The 19732-nt window shown below is 67.4% G+C and carries 17 protein-coding genes; 2 read left to right on the forward strand and 15 right to left on the reverse strand.

Features of this window, described 5'->3' with window-relative positions:
- Positions 1-4: 4 nt before the first annotated feature.
- The 7 genes from ACIA48_RS06545 to rimP all read right to left on the reverse strand — a co-directional run bounded on the left by ACIA48_RS06545 (position 5) and on the right by rimP (position 7649).
- The gene (locus tag ACIA48_RS06545) at positions 5-1336 is read right to left on the reverse strand and encodes an MATE family efflux transporter (protein ID WP_396730654.1); all 1332 of its coding nucleotides are present in this window, start codon (positions 1334-1336) and stop codon (positions 5-7) included.
- A complete protein-coding gene (locus ACIA48_RS06550; RefSeq protein ID WP_396728892.1) occupies positions 1333-2331 on the reverse strand; it encodes a bifunctional oligoribonuclease/PAP phosphatase NrnA in 999 nt (332 codons plus the stop codon). The genes ACIA48_RS06545 and ACIA48_RS06550 overlap by 4 nt, the downstream gene beginning before the upstream one ends.
- Complete coding sequence (gene rbfA / locus ACIA48_RS06555; RefSeq protein ID WP_396728894.1) at positions 2306-2812, reverse strand: 30S ribosome-binding factor RbfA; 507 nt, start codon at positions 2810-2812, stop codon at positions 2306-2308. Before rbfA ends, ACIA48_RS06550 begins: the two co-directional genes overlap by 26 nt.
- Positions 2813-2846: 34 nt before the next feature.
- A complete protein-coding gene (infB, locus tag ACIA48_RS06560; protein WP_396728896.1) occupies positions 2847-5588 on the reverse strand; it encodes a translation initiation factor IF-2 in 2742 nt (913 codons plus the stop codon).
- 67 nt (positions 5589-5655) lie between these two features.
- A complete protein-coding gene (locus ACIA48_RS06565) occupies positions 5656-6036 on the reverse strand; it encodes a YlxR family protein (RefSeq protein WP_396728898.1) in 381 nt (126 codons plus the stop codon).
- A 75-nt stretch (positions 6037-6111) separates the two neighbouring features.
- The gene (gene nusA, locus ACIA48_RS06570) at positions 6112-7113 is read right to left on the reverse strand and encodes a transcription termination factor NusA (protein WP_396728900.1); all 1002 of its coding nucleotides are present in this window, start codon (positions 7111-7113) and stop codon (positions 6112-6114) included.
- Positions 7110-7649 carry a ribosome maturation factor RimP gene (gene rimP / locus ACIA48_RS06575; protein WP_396728902.1) on the reverse strand — a complete coding sequence of 180 codons (540 nt, stop codon included), beginning with the start codon at positions 7647-7649 and terminating at the stop codon, positions 7110-7112. The genes nusA and rimP overlap by 4 nt, the downstream gene beginning before the upstream one ends.
- 166 nt (positions 7650-7815) lie before the next feature.
- Between rimP and ACIA48_RS06580 the strand changes: the two genes are divergently transcribed.
- Together ACIA48_RS06580 and ACIA48_RS06585 are read left to right on the forward strand one after the other, a co-directional pair.
- Positions 7816-8325, forward strand: coding sequence for a hypothetical protein (locus tag ACIA48_RS06580; RefSeq protein ID WP_396728904.1), 510 nt, complete (start codon positions 7816-7818; stop codon positions 8323-8325).
- Positions 8322-8831: a ferritin-like domain-containing protein gene (locus ACIA48_RS06585; RefSeq protein ID WP_396728906.1), complete on the forward strand. Its 510-nt coding sequence runs from the start codon at positions 8322-8324 to the stop codon at positions 8829-8831. The genes ACIA48_RS06580 and ACIA48_RS06585 overlap by 4 nt, the downstream gene beginning before the upstream one ends.
- Positions 8832-8865: 34 nt before the next feature.
- On the opposite strand, the gene ACIA48_RS06590 is transcribed toward ACIA48_RS06585, so the two are convergent.
- The 8 genes from ACIA48_RS06590 to ACIA48_RS06625 form a co-directional block, all read right to left on the reverse strand.
- The gene (locus ACIA48_RS06590) at positions 8866-10620 is read right to left on the reverse strand and encodes a proline--tRNA ligase (RefSeq protein WP_396728908.1); all 1755 of its coding nucleotides are present in this window, start codon (positions 10618-10620) and stop codon (positions 8866-8868) included.
- Positions 10621-10647: 27 nt separating this feature from the next.
- A complete protein-coding gene (locus tag ACIA48_RS06595) occupies positions 10648-12126 on the reverse strand; it encodes an MFS transporter (protein WP_396730656.1) in 1479 nt (492 codons plus the stop codon).
- 137 nt (positions 12127-12263) lie between these two features.
- Positions 12264-13844 (reverse strand): MFS transporter, encoded by a 1581-nt coding sequence (locus tag ACIA48_RS06600; protein WP_396728910.1) that lies wholly within the window; start codon positions 13842-13844, stop codon positions 12264-12266.
- A 33-nt stretch (positions 13845-13877) separates the two neighbouring features.
- The gene (gene cobA, locus ACIA48_RS06605; protein ID WP_396728913.1) at positions 13878-15074 is read right to left on the reverse strand and encodes a uroporphyrinogen-III C-methyltransferase; all 1197 of its coding nucleotides are present in this window, start codon (positions 15072-15074) and stop codon (positions 13878-13880) included.
- Positions 15075-15083: 9 nt separating this feature from the next.
- Positions 15084-16463: a cobyrinate a,c-diamide synthase gene (locus ACIA48_RS06610; RefSeq protein WP_396728915.1), complete on the reverse strand. Its 1380-nt coding sequence runs from the start codon at positions 16461-16463 to the stop codon at positions 15084-15086.
- A 226-nt stretch (positions 16464-16689) separates the two neighbouring features.
- A complete protein-coding gene (cobO, locus tag ACIA48_RS06615; RefSeq protein ID WP_396728918.1) occupies positions 16690-17304 on the reverse strand; it encodes a cob(I)yrinic acid a,c-diamide adenosyltransferase in 615 nt (204 codons plus the stop codon).
- A gap of 32 nt (positions 17305-17336) precedes the next feature.
- Positions 17337-19178, reverse strand: a complete 1842-nt coding sequence (locus ACIA48_RS06620; protein ID WP_396728920.1) for a magnesium chelatase subunit D family protein — start codon at positions 19176-19178, stop codon at positions 17337-17339.
- Positions 19175-19621: a GNAT family N-acetyltransferase gene (locus ACIA48_RS06625; RefSeq protein ID WP_396728923.1), complete on the reverse strand. Its 447-nt coding sequence runs from the start codon at positions 19619-19621 to the stop codon at positions 19175-19177. Before ACIA48_RS06625 ends, ACIA48_RS06620 begins: the two co-directional genes overlap by 4 nt.
- Positions 19622-19732 lie beyond the last annotated feature (111 nt).

Consider the following 19732-nt stretch of genomic DNA (forward strand, 5'->3'; position numbering starts at 1 on the left):
GAGTTTAGCCAGTGCCCGGCACGAGCCAACGCCCGGAGAACGCCCGCCAACCGACGAACACGAGTCGCAGCACCATGAACGTCGACAAACCCGCCCAGATACCGAGCAGACCCCAGCCGAATCCCAACGACAGCCAGATCAACGGCAGGAATCCGACCAGCGCGCTGACCAACGTGGCGTTGCGCATGAACTTGGCATCACCGGCCCCCAGCAGCACACCGTCCAGTGCGAAAACGATGCCGGCAATCGGCAATTGGGCGACCATGAACCACCACGGGACGCCGATCGCGTCGAGCACCGAACGGTCACTGGTGAAGATGCTCGGGAAGACCGACGCGCCGACCGCGAACACACCGGCCAGCACCGCGGACGCGAGCGTCGAGAAGATGGTGACCCGCCACGCCACCGACTTCGCATGCGCCAGCTGACCCGCGCCCAACGCGGCACCCACCAGCGACTGCGCGGCGATGGCGAGTGAGTCCAGCACCAGGGCAAGAAAATTCCACAGCTGCAGGACCACCTGATGCGCCGCGACCGCCGCGGCACCGAACCTGGCCGCGACGGCACCCGCGGACACGAAGCAGGCCTGAAAAGCCAAGGTGCGCAACAGCAGATCGCGTCCCAGCACGACCTGCGCCCGCAGGATCGCCGGGTCGATCCGCAACGACACCCGCTCGACGATCAGGGCGCGCAGGAAAAGCAGCGCCGCGAGCCACTGCCCAACGACGTTCGCTACAGCGGATCCCTCGAGTTCGAGCCGCGGCATGCCGAGCCAGCCGTACACCAGCAGCGGGCAGAGCACCGCGGATAGCGCGAACCCTGTCACGACGTAGCGCAGCGGCCGCACCGTATCCTGCACGCCACGCATCCACCCGTTACCCGCCGCCGAGATGAGGATCGCGGGCACTCCGAAAATCGCGATGCGAACCCATGGCAGGGCTTCGTCGGCGATCTCACCGCCTGCCGCGAGCGCCGAGACGAGTGGTACGGCGGCGACCTGAACCACCGCGACGATCAGCCAGCCCAGCGCTAATGCCAGCCAGGTCGCTTGGAGGCCCTCGCCGAGCGCCGCCCGGCGATCACCTGCCCCGAAGAACCGTGCCGAGCGTGCGGTGGTGCCGTAGGACAGAAACGTCATCTGGGAGCTGAGCGTGGCCAGGATCAGTCCGCCGATCGCCAAACCGGCCAGCGGCAGGACGCCCAGCCGGCCGACGATGGCGATATCGAACAGCAGATAGATCGGCTCCGCGGCCAGCACGCCAAGTGCGGGTAGCGCGAGACCGGCGATACGGCGGCCGGTGGCAGTCGGTACAGCTGGGGGTTCGGGCGAGGTCAGCGAAGAGCCTCGCGCAGCGCAAGGACGACGTCGTCAGCAGAACCAATCGCCGAATAACCGGCCGCCTGCCGATGCCCACCGCCACCGAACGTGCTGGCCAGGGTCGCCAAGTCGTAGGACTTCGAGCGCATCGACACCGACCAGTGCCCTGGCTCGATCTCCTTGAAGACAGCCGCCACCTCGGCCTGCTGGGTGGTGCGCACAATATCGACGATGCTCTCGACTTCCTCCGGCCGTGCGTTCTCCCATTCCGGGTGTCCCACAACGGCATACACCAGGCCACGACCGTCTGCGGCGTCGGGCAACAGCTGCGCCGACGACAGCACGCGCGACAGCATCGGCAGCCACGCGAACGGGTGGGTGTCGAGTAGCGCCCGGCTGATGGAGGCGTTGTCGACGCCGAGCTCGACGAGCCGGGCGGCCAGCCGGTGCGCGCGGGCGCTGGCCCAGCGGAATGAACCGGTGTCGGTGGTCAGGCCTGCGTACAGACAGTGCGCAACACCGAGGTCGATCGGCTTGCCCCAGGCGTCGAGGAGTTCGGCCACCAGCATCGTGGTGGAATCGGCCGAGGGGTCGACGAAGTTGGCGGTGCCGAACATCAGATTGGAGGCGTGGTGGTCGATCACCAGAACCTCGCGATCGGAGTCCGCCAGTTCACGCAGTGCGCCGAGCCGGTTGATGCTGGGGATGTCGACGGTGACCACCAGATCGGCGTCACGGCGCATCGCGTCGGGCTCGACGAGCAGGTGGGCACCGGGCAGCGATTGAAGTGATTCCGGCAGCTCAGCCGGTGCCGCGAAGCTGACCTCAACGGCCTTGCCCGCATTGTCGAGAACCAGCGCGAGCGCCAGCCCGGCACCCAACGTGTCGGCGTCTGGATACACATGACAGACCACACTGACGCTGTGCGCAGCGGCCAGCAGGTCGGCTGCGCCGCGGGCATCTACACGGTCGCCCGTGGTGGGTACGTCAGTCGATTTGTCGATCGCGGTCACCGGTGTCCTCAGCGTCGAACTCGTCGTCTCGGTCCCCACCGCTTCCCAGCGCCCCTTCTACACGGTACGGGTCCGCATCCCCGGCGTGCTGGGCACCTTCACGAACTCTCGCCAAATCCTCATCCGCGGCGCGGGCGCGAGCGAGCAGTTCTTCCATCCGGTTGGCCGCATCGGGCACGGTGTCCCGCGCGAACGCCAAGGTGGGGGTGAAGCGCACGCCGAGCGCCGCCCCCACCTTGCTGCGCAGCACACCCGTCGCCTTCGACAGGCCGGCCTCCACGCCTGCGTAGTCGGGCTCCTCCTCCAGCGAGTTGCCCAGCACCGTGTAGTAGAGCGTGGCGTCGTGCAGGTCGTTCGTCACCTTGGAGTCGGTGATCGTCACGCCGGCCAGCCGGGGATCCTTGATCTCGTACTCGATTGCCGTTGCGACGATCTCGGATATGCGCTTGGCCAGCCGGCGCGCTCGTGCCGGATCGGCCATACTCAGGTCCTCTGTTCTTCGCCTGAGCGGCTCATCACGCCCGTTCCTTCTCGACAAGTTCGTACGCCTCGATGACGTCGCCTTCCTTGATGTCGGAATACGTCAGCGTGAGACCACACTCGTATCCATCGCGCACCTCGGTGACGTCGTCCTTCTCCCGTCGCAGCGACGAGATCGTGACGGTCTCGGCCACCACGACGTTGTCGCGAAGCAGTCGCGCCTTCGCGTTGCGTCGGATGAGCCCGGAGGTGACAAGGCAACCGGCGATATTGCCGACCTTCGACGAACGGAAGATCGCGCGGATCTCGGCGCGGCCGAGTTCCTTCTCCTCGTAGACCGGCTTGAGCATGCCCTTGAGCGCGCTCTGGATCTCGTCGATGGCCTGGTAGATCACCGAGTAGTACCGGATATCGACACCCTCGCGGTTGGCCAGCTCGGTGGCCTTGCCCTCCGCACGAACGTTGAAACCGATGATGATCGCGTCCGAAGCCGACGCCAGGTTGACGTTGGTCTCGGTGACACCGCCGACGCCGCGGTCGATGACACGCAGCTCGACCTCGTCGTCGATCTCGATCCCCAGCAGGGCCTCTTCCAGCGCCTCCACGGTGCCGGAGTTGTCGCCCTTGAGGATCAAGTTCAGCTGCGACGTCTCCTTCAACGCTGCATCGAGATCGTCCAGGCTGATCCGCTTGCGCGTACGCGCGGCCAGTGCGTTGCGCTTGCGCGCGCTGCGCCGGTCGGCGATCTGTCGGGCGATGCGGTCCTCGTCGACGACGAGCAGGTTGTCACCGGCGCCGGGCACCGACGTGAACCCGACGACCTGCACCGGGCGTGACGGCAGTGCCTCTTCGACGTCTTCGCCGTGCTCGTCGACCATGCGACGAACGCGGCCATACGCGTCGCCGGCCACGATCGAGTCACCGACGCGCAGCGTGCCGCGCTGGATGAGCACGGTGGCTACCGGTCCGCGGCCGCGGTCCAGATGCGCCTCGATGGCCACACCCTGGGCTTCCATATCGGGGTTCGCCCGCAGGTCGAGTGCGGCGTCTGCGGTCAGCAGCACCGCCTCGAGCAACGCCTGGATGTTGGTGCCCTGCTTGGCCGAGATGTCGACGAACATGGTGTCGCCGCCGAAGTCCTCAGCCACCAGGTTGTACTCGGTGAGCTGGGCCCGGATCTTGGACGGGTCGGCGCCCTCCTTGTCGATCTTGTTGACCGCCACCACAATTGGCACGTCGGCCGCCTGTGCGTGGTTGATGGCCTCCACCGTCTGCGGCATGACGCCGTCATCGGCCGCAACCACGAGGATCGCGATGTCGGTGGCCTTCGCGCCACGGGCACGCATGGCGGTGAACGCCTCGTGGCCCGGGGTGTCGATGAAGGTGATCGGCCGCTCGCTGCCGTCGTGCTCGACGGCGACCTGGTAGGCACCGATGTGCTGGGTGATGCCACCGGCCTCGCCCTCACGCACGCTGGCGTTACGGATGGTGTCGAGCAGTCGGGTCTTGCCGTGGTCGACGTGACCCATGACCGTGACGACCGGCGGCCGGACCTCGAGATCGTCCTCGCCGCCCTCGTCCTCGCCGTAGGTGAGGTCGAACGACTCCAGCAGTTCGCGGTCCTCGTCCTCTGGGGACACGACCTGCACGACGTAGTTCATCTCGTTACCGAGCAGTTCGAGGGTGTCATCGCCGACGGACTGCGTCGCGGTGACCATCTCGCCGAGGTTGAACAGCGCCTGCACCAGCGAGGCCGGGTTGGCGTCGATCTTCTCGGCGAAGTCCACCAGCGATGCGCCGCGGGCCAGCCGGATGACCTCGCCGTTGCCGTGCGGCAGCCGCACGCCACCGACGACGGGGGCCTGCATGTTCTCGTATTCGGCGCGTTTCGCCCTCTTCGACTTGCGTCCGCGCTTGGGCGCGCCGCCGGGACGTCCGAACGCACCTGCCGCACCACCGCGCTGGCCGGGACGACCGCCGCCACCGGGGCGACCGCGGAAACCGCCGCCGCCACCTGCGGGAGCGCCGCCACCACCGCCGGCGCCACCGCCGCGGTAATTACCGCCGCCGCCGCCTCCGCCGGGGCCACCTGGACGACCACCGCCGCCACCGGGACCACGACCACCGGGACCGGGCCGCGGCCCGCCTGGGCGACCGCCGCCGGCGCCGACACCCGGCCGGGGTCCGGCCGGACGCGGGGGCATGTTGCCCGGCGACATGCCGGGCCGCGGAGCTCCTGGCCGCGGGGCGCCCGGACGGGGGGCCTGCGGACGTGGAGCCGGTCGCTCGACCGGCGTCTGGGACGAGAACGGGTTGTTGCCGACGCGCGGTGCCCTCGCGGCAGGCTTGGGCGCCGGGCCGGGCCGCGGACCTGGCGTCGCACCTGGAGTGGGACCAGGCTGGGCCGGGGGCGCTGGCGGCGGTGCCGCAGGTTGCGGCGGCGCAGCGGCTGCCGGGGGTGGCGCAGGCGCGGCGGGCGGGGCGGGCGCGGGCGGAGGCGCAGGCGCCGCCGGCTTGGGTGCGCCGGGCTTCGCGGTCGTCTTCGCGGCAGGCTTGGCCGGCGAACTGGCCGGAGAACCATTGCCGGCTGCCGGAACCTTGTCCGCAGCGGGCTTGCCGCCACCGAACGATTCGCGCAACCGGCGCGCGACGGGGGCCTCCACAGTGGAGGACGCGGATTTGACGAATTCGCCCTGATCGCTCAGGCGGGCGAGAACTTCCTTACTGGTGACACCGAGTTCTTTGGCCAACTCGTGTACACGGGCCTTACCTGCCACTACATCTCCTGTCTAGGAGGCGACAGCGGTGGTAGGCGCCGCGCCTCGGGTTAGCTATGACGCATGGTCATCGAGACTTCACGGTGTGCTCATGTTCTTCGCTACCTGTTCTGTTGCCTTGGTGCGCGGCCACTTCAGCGCCTCTAACTGCGCTCAAGTGCTCTTGCACCGCGGTGGTGTCCGGTGAACCGGTGATCCGTAACGCTCGGACGAATGCTCGCCGCCGGATTGCTGCGTCTAGACACTGCGGATCGAGATGCAACCAGGCACCCCGCCCCGGCAGTTTTCTCGCCGTGTCAACGGTCACGGCGCACTCGCCATTCCCGCGGTCCACAGCCACTACACGAAGCAGTTCGACGGCCAGCTCTCGCTTCCGGCAGCCGACGCACGTACGGACCGGTCCTTCTGGTCGTTTGTGCGGCGAGGTCGGAGTCTCGCGCTGGATCACGGTTCAGTCTAGCCATACCTGGTCGATGCACCTAAATGGCCATCCGCGTCGATAAGTCGCGGAGCCACCAGCGGGTCATCCAGCCGGTACAGCCTCCGCGTCGCTGCGAATGTCGATACGCCAGCCCGTGAGCCGGGCCGCGAGCCGGGCGTTCTGCCCTTCCTTGCCGATCGCGAGCGACAGCTGAAAGTCCGGCACGACGACACGGGCGGCGCGGGCAGCCTCGTCGATCACGCTCACCGACACCACCTTGGCCGGCGACAACGCGTTGGCCACGAACTTCGCCGGATCGGGGTCGAAGTCGATGATGTCGATCTTCTCTCCGGACAGCTCGCTCATCACGTTGCGCACCCGCTGGCCCATCGGACCGATGCAGGCGCCCTTGGCGTTGAGCCCGGGCACCCTTGACGTCACCGCGATCTTGGACCGATGGCCGGCCTCGCGGGCGACCGCGACGATCTCCACCGACCCTTCGGCGATCTCGGGGACTTCCAGCGAGAACAGCTTGCGCACCAGATTGGGGTGGGTACGCGACAAGGTGATCAACGGTTCGCGAGCGCCGCGGGTGACGCCGACGACGTAGCAGCGCAGGCGGTCGCCGTGTTCGTAGCGCTCCCCCGGCACCTGCTCGGCCGAGGGGATGACTCCTTCGGATCCCTTGGTCTCGCTGCCCATCCGCACGACGACGAGGCCCCGCGCGTTGGCGCGGGCATCGCGCTGGATGACACCGGCCACGATGTCGCCTTCACGGGCGGAGAACTCGCCGTAGTTCTTCTCGTTCTCGGCGTCGCGCAACCGCTGCAGGATCACCTGACGCGCAGTGGTCGCTGCGATACGGCCGAAACCCTCTGGTGTGTCGTCCCATTCGGAGATGACGTTGCCGTCCTCATCGGTTTCCCGCGCCATCACCTGGACCACGCCGGTCTTCCGGTCGATCTCGATGCGCGCGTCAGCCTCGTGCCCCTCGGTGTGGCGGTACGCCGTCAGCAACGCTGACTTGATGGTTTCGACGACAACGTCTACCGAAATCCCTTTGTCAGCCTCAATAGCGTGCAATGCCGCCATGTCGATGTTCACCGCGGGGCCCCCTTCCCAGATTGTCCGGCCAGCTCCAACTCGTGCTTATTCGGAGGTGAAAACTCAACCTGTACAACCGCTTTGGTGATCTGATCGATCGGTAGCTCACGGACCGACAGTTCGGTGCCGCGCCCTTTACGTACCACCAATGCCACGGTGCCATCTCTGGTTTCACCCAATCTGCCAGTCAATTGGGCGCCATCGGACAGCGTCAGCTCGACCTTGCGCCCGCGGGCGCGCCGAAAGTGCTTCTCCGTGGTCAGCGGCCGGTCCACGCCTGGCGAGGTGACCTCGAGAACATAGGGCGTCGCGTCGGCGTCGACACGGTCCAACAGCTCGGATGCCGATCGGGACAGTGCGGCGGCCGAATCCAGATCCAGTCCGTCGTCTCCGTCGGCCACCACCGTGATGCGGGGCGGACGTGCGGTCGCGTCGATGATGACGTCTTCGATGTCGTAGCCTGCGCGCGCGAACTCACCATCAAGTAGCTCGACGACCTGTTTCTGCGAAGGTAATCCCGCAGACCGCTCCGTCACGGCGAGCTCCTCATCTTGAATTGTTCGGGCACAGGTTCGGCATGTCTTCGATCCGACATCGCATCAGATCTTCCAAGACACTGAAACCGTCTATCAACGATACGCCAGCGCCGCGGCGGTAACCGGCAAAAGCGCGGTGGGTGTGGGTGCTCACTGCAATGGCAAGATGTTGCACGTGCCGAACCCGAACCCGACCGTCAGCAGGCGGCGAGTCCTGGTCGGAACAGCGGCGTTGGCCCTGCTCGGTGTGTCGGTGGCTGCGTGTGGGTCATCGACACCGCCCCCGGATGTCGACGAGCTGGCCGCCCAACTCGAACGGGCACGCGCCGACAGCCAATTGGCAACCGACGCCGCGGCCGCCGCGAAGGGCAGCATCGTCGAGGCGCTGAACGCTGTTGCGTCGGAGCGGTCGGCACATGCCCAGGCTTTGATCGACGAGCTGGTCAGAATGCGCGGGACGGATGCGCCCACCGCCACGCCGACCAGCACGACGGCGGCGCCCGCCGCGGCCCCGACCGTGAAAGACGTCATCGCCGCGCTGACGCAGTCCGCGAACAGCGCAACCGAACTGGCAGCCAAGATGTCGGGTTACCATGCCGGCCTGCTGGGCTCGATCGCCGCGGCATGCACCGCCGCCTACAAAGTTGCGTTGGTTCCGTCGGGGAGCGCGCAATGACGTCACCCGAACCCACGCCCACGACCACGACCTCGTCGCGGGCCGCCGAACCGACCAGCCCGTCGCGGCCACAGGATGCCGCCGATGCCGCCATGTTCGACGCAATCGCCGTGTCGCAGGCATCGATATACGGCTATGGCATCGTGTCGGCGCATTCCATCCCCGACCTGAACTACCTGGTGTCGTCGTCGATGGCCGCGCACCGAAAGCAGCGCGAGCAGGCGCTGGCGATGCTGCAGGCCCGCACGGTGGACGCGCCACTGCCCGCGGCCGGTTACCAGTTGCCGATGGAGGTGGACAACCCCACCGATGCGGCGAATCTCGCGGTGCGCATGGAAGAGGACAGCGCCGTCGCGTGGCGCGCCGTCGTCGAACAGGCCACCGTCGAAGAGGAGCGCGCGTTCGCGGTCGGCGCGCTGACGGATTGTGCGGTCCGGGCGGCGCGGTGGACCCGCGTGCTGGGGACGACGCCGATCACGGTCGCGTTCCCCGGCGGCTCCGAATAGCGCGGCTCGCTCCTCCGCGAGCTGGGCCCACGCGTCAGGAACTCAGCGCCGCCTTGATGTCGGTTGCTGTGCTCTCCAGGCCGCCGACGATCGGGATTTCCCGGCTTTCACCGGTGAACCGGTTGCGCAGCTCCACCTTGCCGTCGGTCCAGCCGCGGCCGACGACGACGATCCACGGGACACCGAGCAGCTCGGCGTCCTTGAACTTGATCCCGGGTGAGGCCTTGCGGTCATCGAGCAGCAGCTCTAGGCCTTGTGCGTTCAACGCCGCGGCCAACTCCTCCGCACCGGCGCGGGCGGCGTCGTCCTTGTTGGCGATGACGACGTGGACGTCGAACGGCGACACCGACGCCGGCCAGCACAGCCCGAGCTCGTCGTGGTGCTGCTCGGCGATCACGGCCACCAGTCGCGACACTCCGATGCCGTAGGACCCCATGGTCAGCCGCACCGGCTTGCCGTTCTCGCCGAGCACATCCGCCTCGAACGCGTCGGTGTACTTGCGGCCCAACTGGAAGATATGCCCGATCTCGATGCCGCGCGCCGACACCAGGGGGCCTGCGCCGTCGGGTGACGGATCGCCGTCACGCACCTCGGCCGCCTCAATGGTGCCGTCGGCGACGAAATCCCGACCGGCGACCAGGCCGACCACGTGCTTACCCGGCTCGTCGGCGCCGGTGATCCACGACGTACCGTCGACCACCCGCGGATCGACGAGAAAGCGAACCTTGTTGGCCAACAACGCCTTCGGGCCGATATAGCCCTTCGTCAGGAACGGGTGCTTGGCGAAATCCGCGTCATCCAGCATCGCGTACTCGGCCGGTTCCAAAGCGGCACCCAGCCGCTTGTCGTCGACCTCGCGATCGCCAGGCACGCCGACGGCCAACAGCTCCCACTCACCACCGGGGACGCGAGTTTTCAGCAGCACGTTCTTCAGCGTGTCCGCAGCGGTCACCTCACGGTCCAGCGCCGAATTGGCCCAGTCGACGAGCGTGGCGATCGTCGGGGTGTCCGGGGTGTCATACACCGTCGCCTCGGGCTGACCCTCGATCGGCAGCGCCTGCGGCGCAGCTGTCGTGACCGCCTCGACGTTGGCGGCATAGCCCGATTCGTCACAGCGGACGAACGTGTCCTCGCCAATGTCGCTTTCGGCCAGGAACTCCTCGGACGCACTGCCGCCCATCGCTCCGGACACCGCCGACACGATCACGTACTCGACGCCCAGTGTGTCGAAGATGCGCTGATACGCAGCGCGGTGCGCCTGGTACTGCGCCCGCAGTCCATCGTCGTCGACATCGAACGAATACGAGTCCTTCATGACGAACTCGCGCCCGCGCAGGATGCCCGCCCGCGGGCGGGCCTCGTCGCGGTACTTCGTCTGGATTTGGAACAGCAGCAGCGGGAAATCCTTGTAGCTGCTGTACTCCCCCTTCACCGTCATCGTGAAGAACTCTTCGTGGGTGGGCCCCAGCATGTAGTCGTTCCGCCGACGGTCCTGGAGCCGAAAGACGCTGTCGCCATATTCGGTCCAGCGATTCGAGACCTCGTACGGCGCCTTGGGCAGCAGCGCCGGGAACAGGATTTCCTGACCGCCGATGCTGTTCATCTCGGCGCGGACGACGGCCTCGATTTTGCGCAGCACCCGCAGCCCGAGGGGCAGCCAGCTGTACAGCCCCGGGCCGATCGGACGGACGTAACCTGCGCGGATCAGCAACTTGTGGCTGGCTACCTCGGCGTCGGCCGGATCTTCACGCAGGGTGCGCAGGAACAGCTCGGACATGCGGGTGATCACGAGCGACAACCTTACTTACCGGGCGCGCTACAGCTCGCCCGCCTCCACCGCCTCGCGGGTGTGCTGCGCGGCCGCGATCTGGCGCGCCGAGAAACCGATCCAGAAGGCCGTGACGCCCACGATCACCGCGATCCCGGCGACCCAGAGCAGTGAGTACGTATAGCCGTAGCCCAGTGCGTCGAGCTGCGCGGGAGTCATGTCCTTGACCGGACCCGTCGTGCCGCCGAGGTACAGCGTGCGCGACGTCTGCACCGCCTGGATGACAACCAGCACCACTGGGCCGCCCAGGTTCTGCACCATCAGCGTGATCGACGACACCGGACCGATCTCCCGCGGGCCCACCTCGGCGACCGCACACAACGGCAGGATCACCGCGATCGCGCCGATGCCGAAACCACCAACGACGATGGGTCCGAACAGATCAGGGAAATACGGGATATCGCGCGTCAACGTCGAACCGAACAGCATCGCGCCGACCACGAACAGGCCCGCGCCGATGAGCAGCCAGCGTGGCGCCACGTGCGGGGCGAGTTTGGCCGCCACGATGCTGCCGACGCCGAACGCAACCGCGAACGGCAGGAACGCGATGCCCGCCTTCAGCGCCGAGTAACCCAGCACGTCCTGGACGAGCAGCCCGATCATCACCGTCAGCGTCAACATGACGCCGCCGGCGAGGAATAGCGAGATGAACGTCATCACCCGGTTGCGGTTGTCGAACACCGAAAACGGCACGATCGGGTGGTCCGCGGTGCGCTCGACGATCAGGAACGCGACGAAGAAGACCGCCGACGCGACGCCCGCACCGATCACCCACGGATCGACCCAGCCGCGCGGTGGGCCCTGCGTGAAAACCAGCACCGCCGACGTGCAGCCCAAAGTGGCCAGGATGGCGCCGGTGACGTCGAGTTTCAGGCGTTCATGGTGGGTCTCGTTGATCTTCAATACCGCGACGATGATGATCACGATCCCGATCGGGATGTTGATCAGGAACGCCAATCGCCACGAGATGACGGTCAAGGCGCCGCCGAGCACCAACCCCAGGACCGATCCGACGCCCTGCATGGCCGCCGACACGGCCATGGCGCGGTTACGGGCATGCCCGACCGCATACGTCGTCGCAATCAGGGCGAGACCCGTCGGCGCGGCGATCGCGGCACCCGTGCCCTGCACCGCCCGGGCGATGATCAGCGTGACGCCTTCGGTGGCCAGCCCGCACACCAGCGATGCGATCGTGAATACGCCGACACCGGACAGGAATGCGCGCTTGTGGCCGATGGCATCGCCGATGCGACCGCCGAGCAGCAGCAACCCACCGAACGCGAGCACATACGCGGTGATGACCCAGCTTTTGCCAGGGTCGGAGAGGCCGAGGTCGGCCTGCATCCGCGGAAGCGCGACGATGACGATCGTGCCGTCGAGGGTCGACATCAGCTGCATGCCGGTGATCGCGATGATCGCCGGCCCCAGCACCGATGACGACAGCGGTTTGGTGGCCCGGTCCGACATTCCCTGGTTAGACCCTGAGGAACCGCCGACCGCAGACATGGATTGCCAGCCTACCGAGTGCGATTACGGCGTGGTGGGAACCGCTGTGGGTGACCGATCGCGCCGAAGATGAAAGCTCACTCCGGCCCGATGTCGAGCTAAAGCTCTCCTTGGTCGATCGCGTCCTTGACTTCCTGCGCGTGCGCCACCTGCGCGGCGGTGTAGCCGATGAACAGAGAGACGACGCCGACGATCACCGCGACCGCGGCGACCCACAGCAGGCCGTACGTATAGCCCTGGTCGAGGGCGTGCAGCTGCGCGGCGTCCATGTCCTTGACCGGCCCGTTGGTGCCGCCCAGATACAGCGTGCGCGACGTGATGACCGCCTGGATCACCGCGAGTACGACCGGGCCGCCGAGGTTTTGCAGCATCAGCGCGATCGCCGATACCGGACCGATCTGATCGAATCCGACGCCGGCGATCGCCGACACGGTGAGCGGGACGACGATCATGCCGATGCCGAAGCCGCCGACGGTGATCGGGATGACCAGGTTCGGGAAGTACGGGATGTTGGCGTCCAGCGTGGAGCCGTAGATCATCGCGCCGAGCACCAGCACACCGCCGGCGATCACCAGCACTCGCGGCGGGAACAACGACACCAGCGCCGACGACACACCCAGGCCGATGCCCAGGGCGATCACGAACGGGATGAAGCCCACACCGGCGCGTAATGCGCTGTAGCCCATCACGTCCTGGACGTACAGACCGATCAGCACGGTCAGCGTGAACATGACACCGCCGGCCAGGAACACCGCCGCGAACGTCGCGACGCGGTTGCGGTCCTTGAACAGGTCCAGCGGCATCACGGGGTTCTCGGCGGTGCGCTCGACGTAGACGAACGCCAGCAGGAACGCGCAGGCGGCCAGGCCGGAACCGATGGTCACCGGCGATACCCAGCCCTGCTCCGGCCCCATCGAGAACGCGAACACCGCCGCGGTGCAACCCAGGGTGGCCAGGATGGCGCCCGTGGCGTCCAGCTTCAGGCGCTCGCGGTGCGTCTCCCGCAGCGTCCTGCGGGCCAGGTGGATCATCAACAAGCCGATCGGAATGTTGATCAGGAACGCCCAGCGCCACGACACCTCGGTCAGCGCGCCGCCCACGATCAGACCCATGACCGATCCGATGCCCGTCATCGCGGCGAAGATCGCCGTCGCGGCGTTGCGCGCGGGTCCCTTCGGGAACGTGGTCGCGATCAGCGCCAGCGCGGTCGGCGACGCGATCGCCGCGCCTACGCCCTGCAGCAGTCGGGCCGTGACCAGCGTCGCCTCGTTCCACGCGAGACCGCACAGGACCGAGGCGATGGTGAAGAGCGCGACACCGACGATGAAGGTGCGCTTGCGCCCGATGACATCGCCAAGGCGACCACCGAGCAGCATGAGCCCGCCGAAGGTCAGGACATAGGCGGTGATAACCCAGCTGCGACCTGCATCGGAGAGGCTTAGCTCGTCTTGAATCTTAGGAAGCGCGACGATCGCGACGGTGCTGTCCATGGTGGCGAGCAGCTGCATGCCGCCGATCGCGATCACGGCGGCGATGAACCGCCGCGACGGTAGCCAAGCCGGGTACCTGCCGGTTCGCCCCTTCACCGCGTCGCCCACGTGCACCGGCGCCGACCAGTTTGCCCCGCCTTCGGCGTCGCGGTACATGGCAGCCCGCTCTGCGTCATTGAGAGCCGTCATAACGGGTTACCTTACAGTAATCTTAAGAATCCTTTAACCGCCGAAGGCCGCCACGGGGCCGATCACGATGATCGCCGGGGGCCGAACGCCGTCTGCACGGATCCGGTCGGAAGCGTCGCCGAGCGTGGCTCGCAGCGTGCGCTGCGCTGCGGTGGTGCCGTGTTGCACGACCAGGACGGGCGTTTCCGCAGGTCGACCGCCTTCCAACAACACCTTCGCGAACTGCTCGATGCGCTCGACGGCCATCAGCAGCACGATCGTGCCGGACATCGCGGCCAGCGCATTCCAATTCACTAACGATTCCGGATGGTCAGGTGCAACGTGGCCGCTGACCACCACGAACTCGTGTGTGACGCCGCGATGGGTGACGGGAACGCCCGCCAGCGCGGGCACAGCTATGGCACTTGTCACACCCGGCACAACTGTGACGGGAATCCCAGCGTCGGCGCACGCGATCACCTCTTCGTAGCCGCGCGCGAACACGAACGGATCGCCGCCCTTGAGGCGCACGACGAACTTGCCCGCCTTGGCCCGGTCGACGAGCACCTCGTTGATGGCGTCCTGGGCCATGGCACGCCCGTACGGGATCTTGGCGGCGTCGATGACCTCGACGTGCGGGGCGAGTTCGGCCAGCAGTTCCGGCGGTGCGAGGCGGTCGGCGACGACGACGTCGGCCTGGGCCAGCATGCGCCTGCCGCGCACGGTGATCAGTTCGGGATCGCCGGGTCCGCCGCCGACCAGCGCCACCCCGCCGGGTACGACGCCGGGTGTCTCGCCCGCGATGAGCCCCTGCTGCAGGGCCTCGTAAATGGCCGACCGGATCGCCGCCGACCGGCGGTGGTCGCCTGCGGCGAGCACGCCGACGGCCAGGCCTTCGTACTCGAACGACGCGGGGGTCACCGCGGTGCCCTCGACCGCCACGTCGGCCCGCACGCAGAAGATCCGATTGCGTTCGGCCTCGGCGACGACGGCGGCGTTGACGGCCGGATCGTCGGTCGCCGCGATTGCGTACCAGGCGCCGTCGAGATCGCCGTCACGAAACTCTCTGAGCTCCAACGTGATTCCGTCCATAGCCTCGACCGCCGGAGTGGCGCTGCGGGAGATGACGTGCACGTCGGCGCCATTGGCCACCAGCAGCGGGAGTCGCCGCTGCGCCACGGTGCCGCCCCCGACGACGACGACCTTCCTGCCGTCAAGGCGCAGGCCGACGAGGTAGGCGTTCTCAGTCACCTGCCGAGCTTAGAGGTTGCGGTGGCTCGAGTAGAAACTCGACTCCGCCGCGGCGACGAAGCGGGATATCGCCTGCGGGTGTCCGGCCGGATGGGTGTGCAGGTAGCTCGCGTGCACCCCGGAGTGCACCGCACCGTCCTTGGTCCTGTTGGCGGAGGAGTCACCGAACACCCAGGCGGGCGCATAGCCTTCGGCGAATTTCACTGCGGTGCGGTGGAACTCGTGACCCACGGTACGGTCGCCGATTTCGTACAGTGGCGATTCGGTCACCGCGACCGCGTTGCGGTAACCCAGCGTCAGGCGGTCGGTGAAGTGTGCCGATCCGGACAGGGCGCCACACATCGGATGCCCGTCGAGATCGTCGACCAGATACGCCAGACCCGCACATTCGGCGTGCACCGGTGCGCCGGATTCGGCGAGGCTCTTGATCTGTTGCCGCACAACTTCATTGCCCGACAGGTCGGTGCCGAACTGTTCGGGGAAACCGCCGGGCAGGACGAGCGCGGCCGTATTCGGTGGCAACGGTTCGGTGAGCGGGTCGAATTCCACGACGTCGGCGCCGGCCCCCAGCAGTAGTTCACGGTGTTCGGCGTAGCCGAAGCTGAACGCCTTACCCGCGGCAAGCGCCACCGTCACGCCGTCGGCGACAGGGCCGCCTGCCGCCGGATCCCATGGTTCGTCGGTCACTCGGCTGGCCGCGATCTGGGTGATGCCGGCGAGGTCGACGTGCCGGCCGACGTGGCCGACCATCGCCTCCACCGCGGCGCGGGCCTGGGCGCCGTGTTCGACGGCGGTCACGAGGCCGAGATGTCTTGACGGAACCGATAACTCATCCACTCGCGGGATGGCGCCGAAGACCGTCAGCCCGGCGTGCTCACACGCCTGCCGCAGCACCTCCTCGTGGCGCGGCGATCCGACGCGGTTGAGGATGACGCCGGCGACGCGGATCTTCGCGTCGAACGTTGAGAAGCCGTGCAGCAGAGCCGCCGCACTGTGACTCTGCCCACGGCCGTCGACCACCAGGACCACAGGTGCGCCAAGTAGGGCGGCGACGTGCGCGGTGGATCCTTCGGCAATTCCGGTGAAACCATCGGCGATCCGGCCGTCGAACAAACCCATCACGCCCTCGACGACCGCGATGTCGGCGCCGGCGCTGCCGTGCCGGTACAACGGGCCGATCCTATGTTCGCCGACTAGCACCGGGTCGAGGTTGCGGCCTGGGCGCTGCGCGGCCAGTGCGTGATATCCGGGATCGATGAAGTCCGGGCCGACTTTGAAGGGCGCCACCGTGTTACCCGCTTGACGCAGGGCGCCCATCAAACCCGTTGCCACGGTGGTCTTTCCGCCGCCCGATGCCGGTGCGGCAATGACGACAGCGGGCGTACTCACCATTCGAGATTCTCGCGAGCGTGCGTGTCTGTGGGCAACACGCCGGGCAATAGTGGGAGTTTGCGCACGCTCACGGGTGGGGCGTACGCGATGGACGAGATCGCCGAGGTCTCGTTCTGGCGAGCTGAAATGTTCGGGAGCGTGCGCAAAGTCGGGGAACGAAGCGGCGCGTCGCCCTCAGACACGCACGTCCGCAGCTGACGCGTGGGCCCACGCGCAATGAGGCTCACCATTCGATGCCTTTTTGGCCTTTGCGGCCGGCGTCCATCGGGTGTTTGACCTTGGTCATCTCGGTGACGAGGTCAGCCGCGTCGAGCAGCGCCTGCGGGGCATCGCGTCCGGTGATGACGACGTGCTGGGTGCCTGGCCGTCCCGCCAGCACCGAGATCACCTCGTCGACGTCCACCCAGCCCCACTTCAGCGGATAGGTGAACTCATCGAGCACATAGAAGTCGTGACGTTCGTCGGCGAGCCGTCTGGTGATCTCCGCCCAGCCGTCCGCCGCAGCGGCGGCATGGTCGTCCTCGTTGCCGTGCTTACGCGACCATGACCAACCCGCACCCATCTTGTGCCATTCGACGGGGCCGCCGACGCCGTGCTCGTCGTGCAGCCGGCCCAGCTGACCGAACGCCGCCTCTTCGCCGACCTTCCACTTCGCACTCTTGACGAACTGGAACACCGCGACGGAAAAGCCCTGATTCCATGCCCGCAACGCCATCCCGAACGCGGCGGTCGACTTACCCTTACCCGCCCCGGTGTGCACCGCGAGCAGCGGGGCGTTGCGGCGAACGCGGGTGGTCAGCCCGTCGTTGGGGACGGTGGCCGGTTGACCCTGAGGCATAGCTCACTCCTCCTAACTTCGTTGTGGGCCCATCAGGCGGCGGTGCGGACAACGTCGGTCAAGCTCTCCGCGCGAAGCTGCGCCAGACGCACAGTGGGAGCCCCCAGATGGCCGGCTAGCTGCTCGGCCAAATCCAGTCGCACATAGGAAGTCTCGCAGTCGATCACCACTGCGGCCGCACCCTCGGCCACCAGTCGAGCGGCCGCTTCTCGGGTGCGTCCCAGCGGATCCGGCCCGCCGGTGGCGCGGCCGTCGGTCAGCACCACGACCAAACTGCGGCGCGCCCGGTCCCGTGCCTTCTCCCGGACCACCACATCGCGGGCGGCCAGGAGACCTTTAGCCAGTGGCGTTTTGCCGCCGGTGTCGAAGCGGGCCAGCCGGCGACTCGCGATGTGCGCCGACGTGGTCGGCGGCAGCAGCAGCCGTGCATCGGATTGACGGAACGTGATCACGGCGACCTTGTCGCGCCGTTGATACGCATCGCGCAGCAGTGACAACGCGGCACCGCTGACCGCCGACATCCGGTCGCGCGCGGCCATCGACCCTGACGCGTCGACGACAAAAATCACCAAATTGCCTTCGCGTCCTTCGCGAACGGCGTGGCGCACGTCGTCCACACTCGGCCGTGGCCGCCCCGGCACTCGCTGGCGTTCGGCCGCGGCAAGCAGCGTCCCGAATACGTGAAGTCCGTGACCCTCGCCGGCGTGGGTGGTCGACGAGATAACCGTTCCGGTGCGGTTGCGTGCCCGTGACCTGCGTCCCGGCGCCCCGTCACCCACCCCGGGAACCACCAGTGCGCGGGTACGAAACACCGGTGACGGCGGCGCACTTTGGCGGGTGGTCGAGTTCGAATTGCGCTGTGTCACAGGCTGGTCAGAGGAGTCGCTGGGCGGAAGTTCGCCACCACCCGGCGGGTCTGGGTCTGGGTCTGGGTCTGGGTCTGGGTCTGGGTCAGCGGACTCCCCCGCCTGTTGCATCGCCTCGTCGAGTCGTTCGGGATCCAGACCTGGATCGTCGAATGGATCGCGGCGTCTCCGGTGCGGCAACGCGAGTTCGGCCGCCACCCGAACATCTTCCTCGGCGACCGTATCGGCGCCACGCCACGCGGCGTGCGCTACTGCCGTCCTTGCAACGACCAGATCAGCACGCATACCGTCGACGTCGAACGCCGCGCAAAGGGCCGCTATCCGCCGTAATTCGCTGTCCGGCAACGACACCGAGCTCACTTGATCGCGCGCCGCGGTGATGCGGTCGACCAGTTCGGCGTCGGCCGCGGCGTAGCGTTCGGCGAATCCGGCCGGGTCCGCCTCGAATGCCATCCGCTGGCGGACAACCTCGACCCGCACGTCGACATCGCGGGATGCGTGCACGTCGACGGTCAGCCCGAAGCGGTCGAGCAACTGTGGGCGTAGTTCGCCCTCTTCGGGATTCATGGTCCCGACGAGCACGAAACGGGCATCGTGGCTGTGCGAGATGCCGTCACGCTCGACGTGTACACGGCCCATCGCAGCCGCGTCAAGAAGTACGTCGACGAGGTGGTCGTGCAGCAGATTGACCTCGTCGACATAGAGCACGCCGCCGTGCGCGCGAGCCAGCAGCCCGGGCGAGAACGCGTGCTCACCGTCGCGCAGCACCTTCTGTAGATCAATCGAGCCGACGACACGATCCTCGGTCGCACCAATGGGCAACTCGACCAGCGCGGCACCGTCCACCGCGGCGAGCACCTTGGCCAGTCCGCGCACCGCGGTCGACTTCGCCGTGCCCTTCTCGCCGCGGATCAGCACACCCCCGATCTCGGGGCGCACTGCGCACAACAGCAGCGCCAGGCGCAGGCGGTCGTGGCCGACGAGCGCGCTGAACGGATAGGTCGTCATGACTTGACCATCGGGACGTGCGGGACTCCGTCGTCGAGGAATTCCGCTCCGTCGCGGACAAATCCGTGATGGGCGTACATCTCCTCGAGGTAGGTCTGCGCGTCGATGCGGCAGGGATAATCGCCGACCTCGGCGAGTGCCGCCTGCAGCAATCGGGTGGTGTGCCCCTGGCCGCGCGCCTCGCGTTTGGTGCAGACGCGACCGATGCGAAAGCCCTTCTGGCCCCCCGGATGTTCTTCCATCAGCCGCAGCGTGCAGATGACCTCGCCGTCTGATCCCTCGAGCCAGAAATGACGTGTCTCGGTCAGCAGATCCCGCCCGTCCAGTTCGGGATAGGGGGTGGCCTGTTCGACGACGAACACCTCGACGCGCAGTTTGAGCAGCTCGTACAGCGTCGCGGCGTCCAGGTCCTTGGCCCAGCTTCGGCGTAGCGCGACCGTCATCGGGCGCTCACCGGCCCAACTCGGTCCTCAATTATTGCGGACTCGGCAACCTGCGAATCAGCCACCCGATCGATCATCCTCTGCGCTCGGTTCGTGTCTTCTCGGTGCATT

The organism is Mycobacterium sp. NPDC051804, from assembly GCF_044452905.1.
Taxonomy (GTDB): domain Bacteria; phylum Actinomycetota; class Actinomycetes; order Mycobacteriales; family Mycobacteriaceae; genus Mycobacterium.

Excerpts from the sequence above, each read along its gene's own strand:
- rbfA (WP_396728894.1), bottom strand. The coding sequence starts at position 2,812 with ATGGCCGATCCGGCACGAGCGCGCCGGCTGGCCAAGCGCATATCCGAG.
- ACIA48_RS06580 (WP_396728904.1), top strand. The coding sequence starts at position 7,816 with ATGTTGCACGTGCCGAACCCGAACCCGACCGTCAGCAGGCGGCGAGTC.
- ACIA48_RS06585 (WP_396728906.1), top strand. The coding sequence starts at position 8,322 with ATGACGTCACCCGAACCCACGCCCACGACCACGACCTCGTCGCGGGCC.
- ACIA48_RS06595 (WP_396730656.1), bottom strand. The coding sequence starts at position 12,126 with ATGTCGGACCGGGCCACCAAACCGCTGTCGTCATCGGTGCTGGGGCCG.
- ACIA48_RS06600 (WP_396728910.1), bottom strand. The coding sequence starts at position 13,844 with ATGACGGCTCTCAATGACGCAGAGCGGGCTGCCATGTACCGCGACGCC.
- cobO (WP_396728918.1), bottom strand. The coding sequence starts at position 17,304 with ATGCCTCAGGGTCAACCGGCCACCGTCCCCAACGACGGGCTGACCACC.
- ACIA48_RS06620 (WP_396728920.1), bottom strand. The coding sequence starts at position 19,178 with ATGACGACCTATCCGTTCAGCGCGCTCGTCGGCCACGACCGCCTGCGC.
- ACIA48_RS06625 (WP_396728923.1), bottom strand. The coding sequence starts at position 19,621 with ATGACGGTCGCGCTACGCCGAAGCTGGGCCAAGGACCTGGACGCCGCG.